At 73.9% G+C, this 13,744-nt stretch carries 11 protein-coding genes and 1 pseudogene; 5 read left to right on the top strand and 7 right to left on the bottom strand.

Features of this window, described 5'->3' with window-relative positions; translation table 11 throughout:
• Positions 1–134: 134 nt before the first annotated feature.
• Together BJ961_RS15755 and BJ961_RS15750 are read left to right on the top strand one after the other, a co-directional pair.
• Positions 135–1,517, top strand: coding sequence for an MBL fold metallo-hydrolase (locus BJ961_RS15755; protein WP_271413456.1), 1,383 nt, complete (start codon positions 135–137; stop codon positions 1,515–1,517).
• A pseudogene (locus BJ961_RS15750) lies at positions 1,514–2,256 on the top strand (sulfite exporter TauE/SafE family protein). The gene BJ961_RS15755 and the pseudogene BJ961_RS15750 overlap by 4 nt, the downstream one beginning before the upstream one ends.
• Positions 2,257–2,278: 22 nt before the next feature.
• Here BJ961_RS15750 and BJ961_RS15745 read toward each other — a convergent pair.
• Positions 2,279–2,557, bottom strand: a complete 279-nt coding sequence (locus tag BJ961_RS15745; RefSeq protein ID WP_003978241.1) for a metal-sensitive transcriptional regulator — start codon at positions 2,555–2,557, stop codon at positions 2,279–2,281.
• 120 nt (positions 2,558–2,677) lie between these two features.
• On the opposite strand from BJ961_RS15745, the gene BJ961_RS15740 reads away from it, so the two are divergent.
• The 3 genes from BJ961_RS15740 to BJ961_RS15730 all read left to right on the top strand — a co-directional run bounded on the left by BJ961_RS15740 (position 2,678) and on the right by BJ961_RS15730 (position 5,698).
• Positions 2,678–3,268 (top strand): rhodanese-like domain-containing protein, encoded by a 591-nt coding sequence (locus BJ961_RS15740; protein ID WP_271417059.1) that lies wholly within the window; start codon positions 2,678–2,680, stop codon positions 3,266–3,268.
• 83 nt (positions 3,269–3,351) lie between these two features.
• A complete protein-coding gene (locus BJ961_RS15735) occupies positions 3,352–4,032 on the top strand; it encodes a TetR/AcrR family transcriptional regulator (RefSeq protein WP_271413455.1) in 681 nt (226 codons plus the stop codon).
• Positions 4,033–4,081: 49 nt separating this feature from the next.
• Positions 4,082–5,698, top strand: a complete 1,617-nt coding sequence (locus BJ961_RS15730) for an MDR family MFS transporter (RefSeq protein ID WP_271413454.1) — start codon at positions 4,082–4,084, stop codon at positions 5,696–5,698.
• 77 nt (positions 5,699–5,775) lie between these two features.
• Here BJ961_RS15730 and BJ961_RS15725 read toward each other — a convergent pair whose 3' ends face one another.
• The 6 genes from BJ961_RS15725 to BJ961_RS15700 all read right to left on the bottom strand — a co-directional run bounded on the left by BJ961_RS15725 (position 5,776) and on the right by BJ961_RS15700 (position 13,610).
• Positions 5,776–6,780, bottom strand: coding sequence for a twin-arginine translocation signal domain-containing protein (locus tag BJ961_RS15725; RefSeq protein WP_271413453.1), 1,005 nt, complete (start codon positions 6,778–6,780; stop codon positions 5,776–5,778).
• Positions 6,781–6,805: 25 nt separating this feature from the next.
• The gene (locus BJ961_RS15720) at positions 6,806–8,086 is read right to left on the bottom strand and encodes a TRAP transporter large permease subunit (RefSeq protein WP_271413452.1); all 1,281 of its coding nucleotides are present in this window, start codon (positions 8,084–8,086) and stop codon (positions 6,806–6,808) included.
• Between the two features lie 3 nt (positions 8,087–8,089).
• Positions 8,090–8,704: a hypothetical protein gene (locus tag BJ961_RS15715; protein ID WP_271413451.1), complete on the bottom strand. Its 615-nt coding sequence runs from the start codon at positions 8,702–8,704 to the stop codon at positions 8,090–8,092.
• Positions 8,701–10,830: a hydantoinase/oxoprolinase family protein gene (locus BJ961_RS15710; protein ID WP_271413450.1), complete on the bottom strand. Its 2,130-nt coding sequence runs from the start codon at positions 10,828–10,830 to the stop codon at positions 8,701–8,703. Before BJ961_RS15710 ends, BJ961_RS15715 begins: the two co-directional genes overlap by 4 nt.
• A gap of 101 nt (positions 10,831–10,931) precedes the next feature.
• Positions 10,932–12,530: an FAD-dependent oxidoreductase gene (locus tag BJ961_RS15705; RefSeq protein ID WP_271413449.1), complete on the bottom strand. Its 1,599-nt coding sequence runs from the start codon at positions 12,528–12,530 to the stop codon at positions 10,932–10,934.
• Positions 12,531–12,575: 45 nt separating this feature from the next.
• Positions 12,576–13,610, bottom strand: coding sequence for a LacI family DNA-binding transcriptional regulator (locus BJ961_RS15700; protein ID WP_271413448.1), 1,035 nt, complete (start codon positions 13,608–13,610; stop codon positions 12,576–12,578).
• Positions 13,611–13,744: the final 134 nt, after the last annotated feature.

Raw genomic sequence — 13,744 nt, 5'->3', positions numbered from 1 at the left:
CGGCGGGAATCCGCGGCGGCGGCCCGGCGAGGCCGTGAGCATGTGAGGAGGCTCTCCATAATACCCCCCTGGGTATGTCTGTTACGGTGGCTGGGAGAGATACCCCCGGGGGTACACAGGAAGGAGAGCCTGCCGTGTTCTTTGTCGAGGTCCTCGAGACCGAGGGACTGGGAAACCGCAGCTACCTGGCGGGCGGTCCCCGCTCGGCCGTGGTCGTGGACCCGCCGCGGGACATCGACCGCGTCATCGCCGCGGCCGCCCGGCGCGGGGTGCGGATCACCGCCGTCGCCGAGACCCACGTCCACAACGACTACGTCACCGGCGGCCTGGAGCTGGCCCGCCTCACCGGCGCACGCTACCTGGTGCCGGCCGGTGCCGAGGTGGCGTACGCGCGCGAGGCGGTGGCCGACGGCGACGTGGAGCCGGTGGACGAGGGCCTGGAGCTGCGCGCGGTGGCCACGCCGGGCCACACCCCGCACCACACCTCGTACGTCCTGCGGGAGGCGGGGCGGGCCGTGGCCGCCTTCACCGGCGGTTCGCTGCTGATCGGCACCGTGGGCCGGCCCGACCTCGTGGAGCCCCGGCTGACCGAGGAGCTGGCCCGCGCGCAGCACGCCTCCGCGCACCGTCTCGCGGATCAGTTGGAGGACGGGGTGAGCGTGCTGCCCACACACGGTTTCGGCAGTTTCTGCTCGTCCTCGGCCTCCGGCGGCGAGCACAGCACGATCGGCGCCGAGAAGGCCGCCAACCCGGCGCTCGTCCAGGACGTGGAGACCTTCGTCCGGGAGCTGCTGGCGGGTCTGGACGACGTGCCCGCCTACTACGCGCACATGGCTCCGGTGAACATCGACGGCCCCGCTCCCCTGGACCTGACCGAGCCCCGGCGGGCCGACGCGGACGAGATCGCGCGCCGTCTCGCCGCCGGGGAGTGGGTCGTGGACCTGCGCTCCCGGATGGCCTTCGCCGCCGGTCACGTCGCCGGGTCGGTCAACTTCGAGGTCGACGGACAGCTCGCCACCTATCTGGCCTGGATGATTCCGTGGGGCAGGCCGGTGACGCTGCTCGCGCACAGCGCGGACGACCTGGCCCGCGCCCAGCGCGAGCTGGCCCGGGTCGGCGTCGACCGGCCGGCCGCGGCGGCGGTGGGGTCCCCGGCCGAGTGGGTCGTGGCCGGGGACCGTCCGGCCTCGTTCCGGCGTGCCACCTTCGCCGAGCTGGCCGCGGCCCGGCGCGGCGGCGAGGAGGCGGTGGTCCTCGACGTGCGCCGGGACGCCGAACGCGCCCGCGGATGGGTCCGGGACAGCGTGCACCTGCCCGTGCACGAGGTGCACCGGCGCCTGGGCGAGGTGCCGCCGGGCACGGTGTGGGTGCACTGTGCGGGCGGGATGCGGGCGGCGATCGCCGCGTCCGTGCTGGACGCCGCCGGCCGCGAGGTGGTCGCGGTCGACGACGGTTTCGCCGCGGCGGCCGAGGCCGGTCTCCCCCTCGTGACGCCCTCGGACGACAGCGCCGCATGACGCCGCTGATCCTCGCCCTGTTCGCCGGCGCCGTGGCCGGCGTCTCCCTGGGCGCGCTGGGCGCGGGCGGCAGCATCCTCACCGTGCCCGCGCTGATCTACCTGCTCGGCTTCACCCCGGCGGCGGCGACGACCGCGAGCCTGGTCGTCGTGATCGTCACCTCGGCCACCGCGCTGGTGTCCCACGCCCGGACGGGGGCGGTGCGCTGGCGGGCCGGGCTGCTGTTCGCGGCGGCGGGTCTGCTGCCCGCCGCCGCGGCGGGGCGCTGTCGGCACGGGTTCCCGAGGCGGTGCTGACGACGCTGTTCGCGGCCCTGGCGGCCGTGGCCGGCCTGCACATGCTGCGCCGGCGCGCACCGCGCCGGGACGGCACCGTGTCGGGGGCCCGGGCGGCCGGGGCCGGGGCCGGTCTCGGCGCGGTGACCGGGTTCCTCGGCGTCGGTGGCGGCTTCCTGGCGGTGCCCGCGCTGGTGGCGGTGCTCGCGGTGCCGATGGGCGCGGCGGTGGGCACGAGCCTGCTGGTGGTCATGGCCAACGCGCTGGTGGCCCTCGCGGCCCGGGCGCACACCGCCGTGCACCTGGACCTGGCGCTGCTCCTGCCGTTCCTGGCCACCGCCGCCCTCGGCGCGTGGGACGGCAGGCGGCTGGCGGCGAAGGTGTCCGCCGTGACCCTGCGGCGCGTCTTCGGCGGCGTGCTGCTCGCGGTCGCCGTGGCGATGGGCGCCACGGCGGTCCTGTGAGCGGCGCGACGGGCCCGGCGGGTCAGGCCAGGGAGAGGAAGAGCTTCTCCAGCCGGGCCCGCATCTGCGCGGAGTCGCGCACCTCGGGGTCGTCACTGGTCATGCACTGCTGCAGCCCCGTCGCGATGATCGAGAAGCCGGCCCGGTCCAGGGCCCGCGAGACGGCGGCGAGCTGGGTGACCACGTCCTCGCAGTCGCGGCCCTCCTCGATCATCCGGATGACCCCGGCGAGCTGCCCCTGGGCACGCCGCAGCCGGTTGAGCGCCGACTTCAGTTCGTCGGCCGACATGTCGAGCTCCACGTTCCCTCTCCTCCTCCACCCGATCCTCTACATACCCCCGCGGGTATCCTACCGCGCGGGGGGCCGAACGACGAGAAAGGTTCTCCCCTCGTGAGTACTCCCATCGAACCGGTCACCGCACTGACCACCGCACTGACCGCCGCCCCGACCACCAACCTGACCACCGCCCAGGCGGCGAGCCGCCTCGGCGAGTTCACCGTGGTCGACGTCCGCACCCCCGGCGAGTACGCCGGCGGCCACCTGCCCGGGGCGCACAACGTTCCGCTGGACCGGCTCGACGAGGCGTCCGACGCCCTCGCGGCGGCCGCCGCGCGTGGACCGCTGCTGCTCGTGTGCGCCTCCGGCAACCGGTCCGCCAAGGGCTGCGCGCGGCTGGCGGCGCGGAACGTCGAGGCATCCACCCTCGACGGCGGAACCGGCGCCTGGGCGGCGGCCGGTCACCCCGTGGAGCGTCCGGCCGGGGCGCGTACGCCGTGGCCGATGGACCGGCAGGTGCGCCTCGCCGCCGGGTCGCTCGTCGCGGCCGGTTTCGTGGCGGGCCGCTTCTGGCGCCCCGCACACTGGCTGTCCGGCGCGATAGGCGCCGGGCTGGTCTTCTCCGGGGTGACCAACACCTGCGGGATGGCCGCGGCACTGGCCCGGCTGCCCCACAACCGGCCCGCCGGGGACGCGGTCCCCTTCGAGGAGACGCTGGCCCGACTGGCGGCCTGATCCGGGCGCACCGTGACGGCGGGCGCCGGTCCCTTCCGGGATCGGCGCCCGCCAATTTTGCATGTCGTGCATCTTTGCATACCATGCAACTTATGTCGGAGAAGGGTACCGCGGGGGGCGGTCTGCGGGAGCGGAAGAAGCGGGCCACGCGTGCCGCTCTCGCCGAGGCCGCGGTACGTCTCGCCGCCGAACACGGGGCGGAGAAGGTCACCGTCGAGGCGATCAGCGCCGCGGCCGGGGTGTCGGTGCGTACCTTCTTCAACTACTTCGACAGCCGCGACGACGCCTTCGTGGTCATCGACGCGGACGCGGGCGCACGCATGCGGCGTGCGGTCCTGGACGCACCGGCCGAACTCTCCCCGCTGGCAGCCCTGCGCGAGGCCATGGCGGCGGAGCTGGCCGAGGCGGAACAGCAGCACGAACTGTGGCGGCTGCACGCCGAAGTACTGCACGCCGCACCGCACCTCCTGGCACGCGGCGTCGGAGCGCACATGGAGGCCGAGGCCGGTCTGGCCGACGCCATCGCCGAACGCCTGCGCGGGCCCGACCGTACGAGCGGCCCGAACGGCACAGGCGGTGCGGGCGGCCCCGGGCCGGGGCCCGGCTCCGGGCTCTACCCGCGGCTGCTGGCCGCGGTCGCGGGCGCCGCCGTGCGCACCAGCATGGACCACTGGTCCGCCCACCAGGACGAAGCCGCCTTCCTGGACGTCTTCCGCGAGGTCTTCACCCTCCTCGCCGCCGGCCTTCCGGCACCCTCCGCGTAGTCTCCGCGCCGGGCTCGCGAACCACCAGACCACCACCGAAAGAGATGTCGTGACCGCATCCCAGGCGCCCGCCGACGCGCCTCCCACCTCCATGACCCACCGGCAGATACTCCAGGCCATGTCCGGCCTGATGGCCGGCATGTTCGTCGCGATCCTGGCCGGCACCGTCGTGGCCAACGCGCTGCCCACGATCATCGCCGACCTGGGCGCCAGCCAGTCGTCCTACACCTGGGTCGTCACCTCCGAACTGCTGGCGATGACCGCCACGGTGCCCCTGTGGGGCAAGCTGTCCGACCTCTTCAACAAGAAGCTGCTGCTCCAGCTGTCGCTGAGCATGTTCGTGGTCGGCTCGCTGCTGGCCGGGTTCTCGCACGGCGTCGGGCTGCTGATCTTCAGCCGGGTCGTGCAGGGCATCGGCGCGGGTGGTCTGACCGCCCTCGCGCAGGTCGTGATGGCGTCCGTGATCCCGCCCCGCCAGCTGGGCAAGTACGCGGGCATCTTCGGTGCCGTCTTCGCCGTGGGCACCGTGGCCGGACCGCTGGTCGGCGGCGTCCTGGTGGACACCTCGTGGCTGGGCTGGCGCTGGTGCTTCTTCATCGGAGTGCCGTTCGCGCTGCTCGCCATCGCGCTGCTGCAGCGCACCCTGCGCCTGCCCACGGTGAAGCGCCAGGTGCGCATCGACTGGCTCGGCGCCTTCCTGATCGTCGCCGGTGTCTGCGCCCTGCTGATCTGGGTGTCGCTGGCCGGCAACGAGTTCGACTGGGCGTCCTGGCAGACCGGCGCCCTCGCGGGCGGCGGCGTGGTGCTGCTGGTCGCGGCGGTGTTCGTCGAGGCCCGCACCGCCGAGCCCGTCATCCCGCTCGACATCTTCAGGAACCGCACGGTCACCCTGACCACCGTCGCCAGCCTCCTGGTCGGTGTCGCCATGTTCGGCGGGACCGTCTTCCTCTCGCAGTACTTCCAGATCTCGCTCGGCAAGACGCCGACCGTCGCGGGTCTGATGAGCCTGCCGATGATCCTCGGCCTGCTGGTGTCGTCCACCGTCGCCGGACAGGTGATCAGCAGGACCGGCAAGTGGAAGCGGTACCTGGTGGCGGGCGCGGTCGTCATGGCCGTCGGCCTCGCCCTGCTGGCCACCATCGACGCCAAGACCAGCTTCGGTCTGCTGAGCCTCTACATGGCGGTCCTGGGTGTCGGCGTCGGCATGCTGATGCAGAACCTGGTGCTGGCCGCCCAGAACGACGTGTCCGCCTCCGACCTGGGCGCCGCGACCTCCGTGCTGTCCTTCTTCCGCAGCATGGGCGGCACCATCGGCGTCAGCGTCCTCGGCGCGATCCTCGCCAACCGGGTCGCCAGCGAGACGGCCAAGGGACTGAGCGACGCGGGCATCACCGTCCCGGGCGGTGAGGGCTCCGGCGGGAGCAGCGTCCCGGACATGTCCACGCTGCCCGCCCCGATGCGGGCCATCGTCGAGCACGCCTACGCCGTCGCCACGGCCGACCTGTTCCTGGTCGCCACGCCGTTCGCCGTGCTGGCGCTGGTCGCCGTGGTGTTCATCAAGGAGAAGCCGCTGAAGACCACCAGCGGCATGGAGCGCCTGGCCGAGGAGTCCGGCGAGGGCCCCGCCACGCCGGTCGACAAGGACCCGGCGGCGCCCGTCGCCTAGGCACACCCGACGACAGCGGGGCCGCCCGTCCGATCCGGACGCGCGGCCCCGCTGTCGTGTGCGGCGGCGGGCCGGGGTCAGCCCCGGGCCATCGCGATCGAACCGGCCAGCCGCTCCCCCGCCTCGTAGATCATGTAGGGCACGCCGTGGTCGGTGCCGAAACTCGGCGCCGCCGCGCGGCCGTTCTCCGGTGCCGAGCCGCGGGAGTCGTAGAAGACGCCGAGGTGCCGGCGGAGCGAGAAGTCGTTGCCGACCTCGGTGATCATCAGGTCGCCGCCGCTCCCCTTGTCCTTGTTGTAGACGACGTACGTGCTGTCGTTGCGGTGCAGCAGGTGCGGGCCGCCCACGTTGACCGCGCCGACGTCGCCGTGGCGCACCAGGGGCTCCTGGGCGAACGTCCAGGTGCGGCCGTCCGCGGACCAGCCCCAGCCGATGTCGCGGTGGTCGGACGTGTTGTTGGTCATGAACACCATGGCGTAGTGCGCGCCGCGCGAGGGCAGTTCGTGCGGGAAGACCCGCGCGTACGAGGTCTCGGTGGTGCCGGAGGGCAGCATCGAGGTGGTCAGCACGACCTTGTCGTAGGTGAAGTGGATGCCGTCGGTGGAGCGGGCGAGCCTGGTCGTGGTGTTCTCGCCGTGGAAGTACAGCCACATCTCCTTCCTCCCCGCGTGCCACATGACGTGCGGTGAGGAGACGTGGCTGACGGAGTAGTGCGGCGACCACTTGTTGGAGACGATCGGGTTGTGGGGGTACTCCGTGAAGGGCCCCTCCAGTGAGTCGCCGTAGGCCAGGCAGATGCCGCCGGGGGCGTCGTGCGGGGCGTAGTAGAGGTAGTAGCGGCCGAGCCGGCCCTTCGCGGGCAGCCGGTCGTAGACGCCGCGGACGGTCGGGAAGATGATCTCGCCGGTGGGGTTGTAGGCGAGCCGGGACGGCGTCAGCAGGGTGCGGACGTAGGTGTAGTCGGGGAATCCGCCGGGCGCTGCGGAGGCGGTGGGCACGGTGGTGGTGCCCAGGGCGAGGGCGGCGCCGGTGACGGCCGTGCCCTTCAGGAACAGACGGCGGTCGAGGTGCGGCTCGTGCATGTCGACTCCTGGGGAGAGGGGGGTGTCACACGTACAGGGCGGCGGTGACGCACATGCCGCCGAGGGCGACCAGCCACACGTAGGGCAGGGTGCGGACCATGACCTGCTGGGGGCTGACGCCCGCGTACTGCGCGGCCCACACGGTCTGGGTGCTGGTGGGGTCGGCGACGCCGAAGACTTGGTTGTAGGAGGTGGCCATGCCGAGGACGGCGACGGCCGGGTAGATGCCGGTGGCGATGAGGACGCCCGCGATGCCGGCGCCGAGACCGAAGACGTTGAGCGGGCCCCGGTACAGGCACAGCGGCACCAGCGCGGTGAAGACGATGACGAACAGCACCGGGTTCTGCGGGCTGACCGCCTTCATCAGCGGCTCGAGCGCGTCGACCGCACCCGGGAGTTTGACGGCCGCGAGCAGGATGCCGATCGCCACGAACAGGGCGAGCGGCGGCGCGGCCACCTCGAAGCCGCCGTAGAGGGTGCGCAGCAGCCGCTTGTTCATCTCGCCGGGGCGGGTGGTGCTGACCAGTGCGTAGAGCACGCCGGCCAGCATGGAGGGGATGATGGCCACGTCCAGGCCGAGGGCCAGGACCAGCGGGATCACGGGGGCGAGCAGCGCGTACCAGGGCGCGTCGCCGAGGCGTTCGCGGCGCGGTGCCGGGCGGGCGGAGACCGACTTGAGCGACCAGGCGTGCTCGGTGCCGCGCCGCCGGTTCTCGATGACGACGTAGGCGACGGCGGCGACCAGCGCGAACGGGAACAGCTTCACCATGAAGCCGCGTACGGTGTCGACGGGCAGGTCGAGGGCGGTGGAGAAGAACTGCCAGACGGGCAGTTCGAAGGGGACGCCGACCGCGATGCCCATCAGCACGGTGCCCGCGGCGGTCACCTTGGGCACGCCGACGGCGACCATCGCGGGGATGCCGATGATGCCGGCCAGCATCGCGGCGGGCGCGGAGCCGGTGACGGTGCCGACGAGCGCGGAGACGGCGAGGACACCGAGGGCGACGACGGTGGGCCGGTCGCCGCCGAACTCGACGATCTTGCGGACGAGGGTGCCGGCGATGCCGGTCTCGTCGAGCAGTCTGCCGAGCCAGGAGCCGAGGATGATCGCGACCATCGTCGCCGCGAGCGCCGGGGCACCCTCCTGGAGCACCGTGTCCAGGACGCTGTTCTCGCCGGTCAGGGGGGCGCCGGAGAGGAAGGCGATGACCACGGCGAGCAGGACCAGCGCGAAGGCGGTGGGGAGCTTGCGGGTGAGCATCGCGGCGACACCGGCCGCCATGACGAGGAGGATGACGACACCCATGGGTCAGTTCTCTCTTCTTGCGTCACGTGCGGGTGAGGGGACGGTTCCGGTCTCGGCCTCGGCGGCCAGGGCGGCGGTCAGCAGCAGGGGGCTGCGGCCGAGTCCGCAGACGGTGCGGGCGTAGGCGTGCGCGGCCACCTCCTCGGCCCCGGCGACGTGGCCGGGAACGCGCAGCCGGCCCAGGCGCAGGGCGTTGTGCCCGAGGGCGCGCTTCAGCGCGGCCTTCGCCGCCCGGTGGTGGAGGTGGACGTGCACCGCCTCGTGGGCGAGGGCGGCGGCCCGTACGGAGCCGGGCGGGTACCAGTCGCGCCAGCCGCGGGCGTCGACGACCCGCTCGGCGAGCGCGAGGGTGTCGGTGAACAGCTCCACCGTGGGCGGTCGGGAGGTGTAGCGGGCCAGCAGTCCGAGTCGCAGCCCGCCGTCGCTCTCCACGGTCCGCGCGGTGCACTCGACGGGCGCGAGCGCGGCGCCGAACGCGTCGGCCGCCCGCGCCCAGTGGCGCAGCAGTTCCGGGTCGCGGTGCTCGTGGGTCGGGGTGGCGGCCAGCAGCCGTACGGCCCAGCCGATGTCGTCGGTGGCGGCGAGGCCGTCCGTCACCGGGGCCCGGGAGGCGCTCATTCGCGCACCTCCAGTACGGCGACCACCGGCTCGTCGGCGGCGCGTGAGCGCAGTTCGCTGCGGGCGAGGGCGAGCAGCGGCTGCGGGTCCAGGACGCCGGAGAGGTCGGCGACGCGGGAGCCGAGGAGCAGCCGTACGGCGGGGGCGCGGACGCCTCCGTCGCCGTAGGAGGTGTGCTCGGTGACCAGCTTGGCGAGGACCTCGGGGGCGGCGGCGACGGTGGTGGCCTCGACCCGGGCGTCGGGGGCGTGGTGGCGTACGACGCCGTCGGCGTCCACGACGCGGACCGGGTGGCGGACGGGCCGGAAGCGGCGGTGGACCTCGGTGCCGTACACGGTGTGGGCGGGGGTGCCCGCGAGGACGTGCACCTTCGACGGGTCGGTCTTGAGGCTGGCGGCGGCCAGCCGCAGGCGCTCGGCGTCGTCGGCGCGGTGGGCCCGGTCCTGGGTGCGCAGTTCGGTGGCGCCGGTGGCGATGGCGCGGACGACATTGGTCTGCGGGTCGACGGTGACCTCGACCTCGACGCCGTCGGCGGCGGCGCCCTGTTCGACGACGGCGCGCTCGGCCTCGGCGCGGACGGCGAGGATCTGCTCCTGGGTGGCGCCCGGCACGATCCGCTCGACCTGTTCGCGGACCAGGGCGAGGGCGACGCCGATGGGGCTGATGACCTCACTGTGCCGGGCGATGCGGCCGGTCATGCCGGTGCGGGCGGCCAGGTGCGGGGTGACCGAGGCCGCGCCGCCGCCTCCGCCGATCAGGACGGCGGTGTCGGTGTCGAGGCGGTACTCGCGCACCAGGTCGTCCACGACGGACTTCACCTGGCCGGTGCCGGCGTCCAGCAACCGGGCGGCGGCGGTGGGTACGTCGGTGCCGAGGGCAGCGGCGAGCGGGGCCAGCGCGGCGCGGGCGGTCTCGGGGTCGGCGTGGGCGAAGTCGCCCTCGGGGACCCGGCCGAGCGCGTTGGCGGCGCAGGTCATGGTGAGCGCGAACCGGCCCCCGGCCGCGTCGAGGACCGCGTAGTCGGCGGCGTCGCCGGGCAGCGGGCTGATCGTGCTCAGCTTCGCGTCCCGCAGGTCGGCCGGGTCGGCGTAGCAGGCGTACGGCAGCCCGGCGATGTGCGCGCTGCGCGGTCCGGTGCCGGTGACCCGGCCGCCGGAGACCCGCACCATGGAGCCGCCGCCGACGCCGACGGTGCGGACGTCGAGGGCGTTGAGGTAGGAGGTCCGGCCGAGCAGCACTGCGTGCCGCACCGCGACCTTGCCGCGCCTGACGACGCTGATGTCGGTGGAGGTGCCGCCGGTCTCCAGGAACACGCCCTCGCTGACGCGTTCCTGCATCAGCGCTCCGGCGACCCCGGCGGCCGGCCCGGACAGCACGGTCAGCAGGGGCCTGCGCCGCATCTCGTCCAGCGACATCACTCCCCCGTCGCAGCGCATCACCATCAGCGGGGCGGTGACGCCCGCCTTGGTGATGGAGGCGTCGACGAGGTCGGCGGTGGCCAGCATGCGCGGCAGGATCGCCGCGTTGACCACGGCGGTGCGGGTGCGTTTGCGCAGCCCGTAGAGGGAGGTGATCTCGTGCGCGGCGGTGGTGGGCAGGCCGGTGACGCGGGCGGCCTCCGCGACCGCCTCCTCGCCCTCGGGCCGGTCGACGCCGAAGGGTTCGCTGGCGACCAGTGCCTGGGCGCCCGCGGCGGTGAGCTGGTCCACGGCGGCCCGTACGGCGGGAGCGTCCTCGGGGTCGGAGACGTGCGCGTAGTGCAGCGGCAGCCGCTTGCCGGGGGTGAGTTCGAGCTTGGCGAGGGTGGCGAGCCGGCGGGTGAAGTACGTTCCGCCGCCGGTGCCGATGCCGAGCAGGCCGACGGTGGCGACGTCGCCCTCCAGCAGGGCGTTGGTAGCCTGGGTCGTGCCGTGCGCCAGGAAGGCCACGTCGGCGGGTGCGTGTCCGGTCTGTGTCAGCAGCCGGTCGAGCGCCTCGACGATGCCGTGCGCGACACCGTCCTCGTGATGGTGGCTCGTGGAGACCTTCACCTGGCCCACGAGCCGGAGCGTCGTGGCGTCGACCGCCACGGCGTCGGTGAAGGTTCCGCCCACGTCGATGCCGACGCGGATGCGGTGGGTGGTCATGTCCGGGCACCTCCTTGTGCTGGGTCGGTCCACGCGCGGGCGGTCACCGGGCGGGGCAGGTGGTGCTGCCCCGCCCGGACTCGCTCCGCGCGCGGGGTCGTTCAGTAGCCCCTGACGTCGGGCCAGTGACGCTGTACGCCGTCGCGGTCGAGTACCTTGGCGAACTCCTCGAACCTCTTGTCCTCGGCCTGCACCTGGTGCGGCTCGACGTCCTCGGCGAGGCAGTGCGCGGCGAGGGCTCCGGCGACCTCGCCGACGTTCCACTCCACCGGGTGCAGCCGGTAGCAGCCGTTGGTGATGTGGGTGGTGCCGAGGTTCTTGCCGGCCGGGAGCAGGTTGCGCACCCGGCGCGGGACGAGCGCGCCGAGCGGTATCTCGAAGGGCACGGAGCCGATGTCGACGTAGCCGTCGCCGCCGGTGGAGGGGTGCAGGTCGATGCGGTAGTTGCCGACGCCCACGGAGTCCCGGTGGCGGGTGCGGCCGTAGGGGCCGATCAGGTCGATGGAGACGTCGTGCTCGGTGACGGTGGTGACGGCCTTGATGCGGCGGGACTCGCGGACGTAGGCCGCCTTGGCGAGGCCGTCGGCGGTGCCGGTGACGTCGGGGCGCGGGCGGAGTCCGGGGAATCCGGTGCCGCCGTCGGTGCGGGGCGCCTCGGTCTGGAGCCAGTACAGGACCGACAGGGACAACTGCCGTGCCTCGCGCAGGGCTTCCGCCTCCTGGCCGATGTAGGGCCTCAGCCAGTAGTCGTTGAGCGGCCAGTTGACGAGGGTGATGTCCGAGTCGAAGGCGCCGTCGGTGTGCAGCTTGCGGGCGAGGATGCGGCGGAAGCCCCACAGTTCCTTGTCGCCCGCGTCCGCGCTCTGGTCGGCGCTGACGGCCAGCGGGTCGAGGTCCGGGTTGGGTTCGAAGGTGCGCGGCACCGGTTCCAGGGTGCGCGGGTCGGGGGCCTCGAAGCCGAGCAGCGGGCCGGGCCAGAAGTCGGGCTTGTAGTCGCGCCAGAAGTCGTAGTCGGCGGGACGGTCGATCGTGTGGTCCTCGCCCTCGTGGTGGGAGAGGGCGAAGCAGACCGTGATGCCCTGCTGATTGTTCGGCTGGGCCTCGTCGGGGGCGTGCGGTTCGTCGAACTCGGCGCGGGACTCGGCGCCGTTGACGTGCTCGACGCCGGCGAGGTGCAGCAGTTCGCCGGTCTCGGTGGCGTCCAGGACGTAGCGGGCGGGGACGGTGCGTCGGGTGCCGTCGCGGACGTCCTCCAGGGTGACGGCGCGTACGACATCGTTGTCCGCCTCGGCGGCCACCGGCCGGTGCTCGGTGAGGACGGTGAGGCGTCCGGCCGCCCGGTGCGGGGCGAGCATGCCCTCCAGGACCGCGAGGGCGACGCGCGGCTCGTGGCAGAGCTTGCTGACCCGGCCGGCGCCGGGGTTGAGGTCGGTGAGGGCCGCGGCCTCGGCGCGCAGGGGGTACCACTGGCGGTAGTACTGCCGGATGCCCTCGCGCAGGCGCCGGTAGGTGGCGGTGGTGCCGAACTGTTCGACCCAGGGGTGTTCGTCGGGCGGTACGGCCTGGCTGGTGAGCTGGCCGCCGATCCAGTCCGTCTCCTCGGTCAGGACGACACTGCGGCCGGCCCGGCAGGCGGCGAGGGCCGCAGCGACGCCGCCGAGGCCGCCGCCGACGACGAGGATGTCGGGTTCCGGTATCACGCTGCTCCTTGGGTGGTGCGGTCGGTTCTGTGGGTGGGGCGAGGTTCAGGGGCGGGTTCGAGGGGCGGTCGGCGGGCCCGCGGTCGCGCCCGGTCTGAAGGCGCAGGCGACGAGGGTGCCCTCGGCGGGCCCGCCCGCGATGCGGGCGGCGAGCAGCCGTACGGCCTCCGCGCCGAGCGCCGGGCGCGGGATGTCGAAGCCCATCGGCGCCGGTCCGTCGGCGAGGTCGGCGGGCGGGCTGCCGAGCAGGGCGAGGGACACCTGGCCGGGGCAGTCCAGGCCCGCCTCGTCGACGGCTGCGCGCAGGGCACGCCAGGCGGCGCCGGTGTCGGTCTCCTCGGCGACGAAGGCGGTGACCCCGTCGGCCAGCCAGCCGCGGAGCCGCTCGGCGGTGAGGTCGCGGCGCGGTTCGCCGGAACGGAACACGGCCCCGGGGCCCGCGGGCAGTCCGCTGTCGGCGAGCCCGTCGAGGAAGCCGCGTTCACGGTCGGTGGAGGCGGGCGCGTCGTCGTCCTCGCGGACGAGCAGGACGCGGCGGTGGCCCAGCCCGGCGAGCGCGGTGACGACCTCGCGGCTGGCGCTGACGTAGTCGGCGCCGACCCAGGCGAGGCCCTCCGGCTCGTCGCGGCGGCCGACGTGGACGACGGGGAAGTCGTCGGCCACCAGGCGGCTCAGTTCGTCGGCGGGGGCGTGGCGGCCCAGGAAGAGGCAGCCGTCCGCCAGCCGTACGCGGTTGAGCGCCCCGGCACCCCCGGCGCCCGCTCCCCCGGTGCTCGACCCGGTGAAGAGCACCAGGTCGTAGCCCTGCGCGGCGGCTTCCTGCTCCACGCCGACGAGGAACGGGTAGTACGAGTGCCGCACGTCGGTCGGGAAGGTCGCGGTGAAGCTGAAGACGCCGAGCAGGTTGTTGCGGGCGGCGGCGAGGCGGCTGGCGGCCGGGTCGGGGACGTAGCCGAGGCTGCGGGCGGCGTCCAGGACCTTGGCCCGGGTCTCCGCGGAGATCGGCCGCCCCGTCGCGAGGTCGCGCCCGGAGAGCACCAGGGACACCGTCGCCTGCGAGACACCGGCGAGCCCGGCCACCTCCGCCTGCCTCGGCCGGGCCCGCCGACCGGCCGGCGCGGGAGCCCTCCCCGGCCTCGCCCGCCCTGCGGCTTCCTTCGCCACCACTGCTTCCCCTCTGTCGCGCCGACGTTGTTAATGCGCATTACCTCATG

The sequence above is a fragment of the Streptomyces lienomycini genome, assembly GCF_027947595.1.
Classification (GTDB): domain Bacteria; phylum Actinomycetota; class Actinomycetes; order Streptomycetales; family Streptomycetaceae; genus Streptomyces; species Streptomyces lienomycini.
The sequence above is the reverse complement of the archived record's forward strand: the minus strand, read 5'-3'. Positions and strand labels throughout refer to the sequence as shown.

What these genes read in the sequence shown, in the direction of transcription:
- BJ961_RS15735 (WP_271413455.1), top strand. Translation starts at nt 3,352, where the DNA reads ATGCAACTTATGTCGGAGAAGGGTACCGCGGGGGGCGGTCTGCGGGAG.
- BJ961_RS15725 (WP_271413453.1), bottom strand. Translation starts at nt 6,780, where the DNA reads ATGCACGAGCCGCACCTCGACCGCCGTCTGTTCCTGAAGGGCACGGCC.
- BJ961_RS15720 (WP_271413452.1), bottom strand. Translation starts at nt 8,086, where the DNA reads ATGGGTGTCGTCATCCTCCTCGTCATGGCGGCCGGTGTCGCCGCGATG.
- BJ961_RS15715 (WP_271413451.1), bottom strand. Translation starts at nt 8,704, where the DNA reads ATGAGCGCCTCCCGGGCCCCGGTGACGGACGGCCTCGCCGCCACCGAC.
- BJ961_RS15710 (WP_271413450.1), bottom strand. Translation starts at nt 10,830, where the DNA reads ATGACCACCCACCGCATCCGCGTCGGCATCGACGTGGGCGGAACCTTC.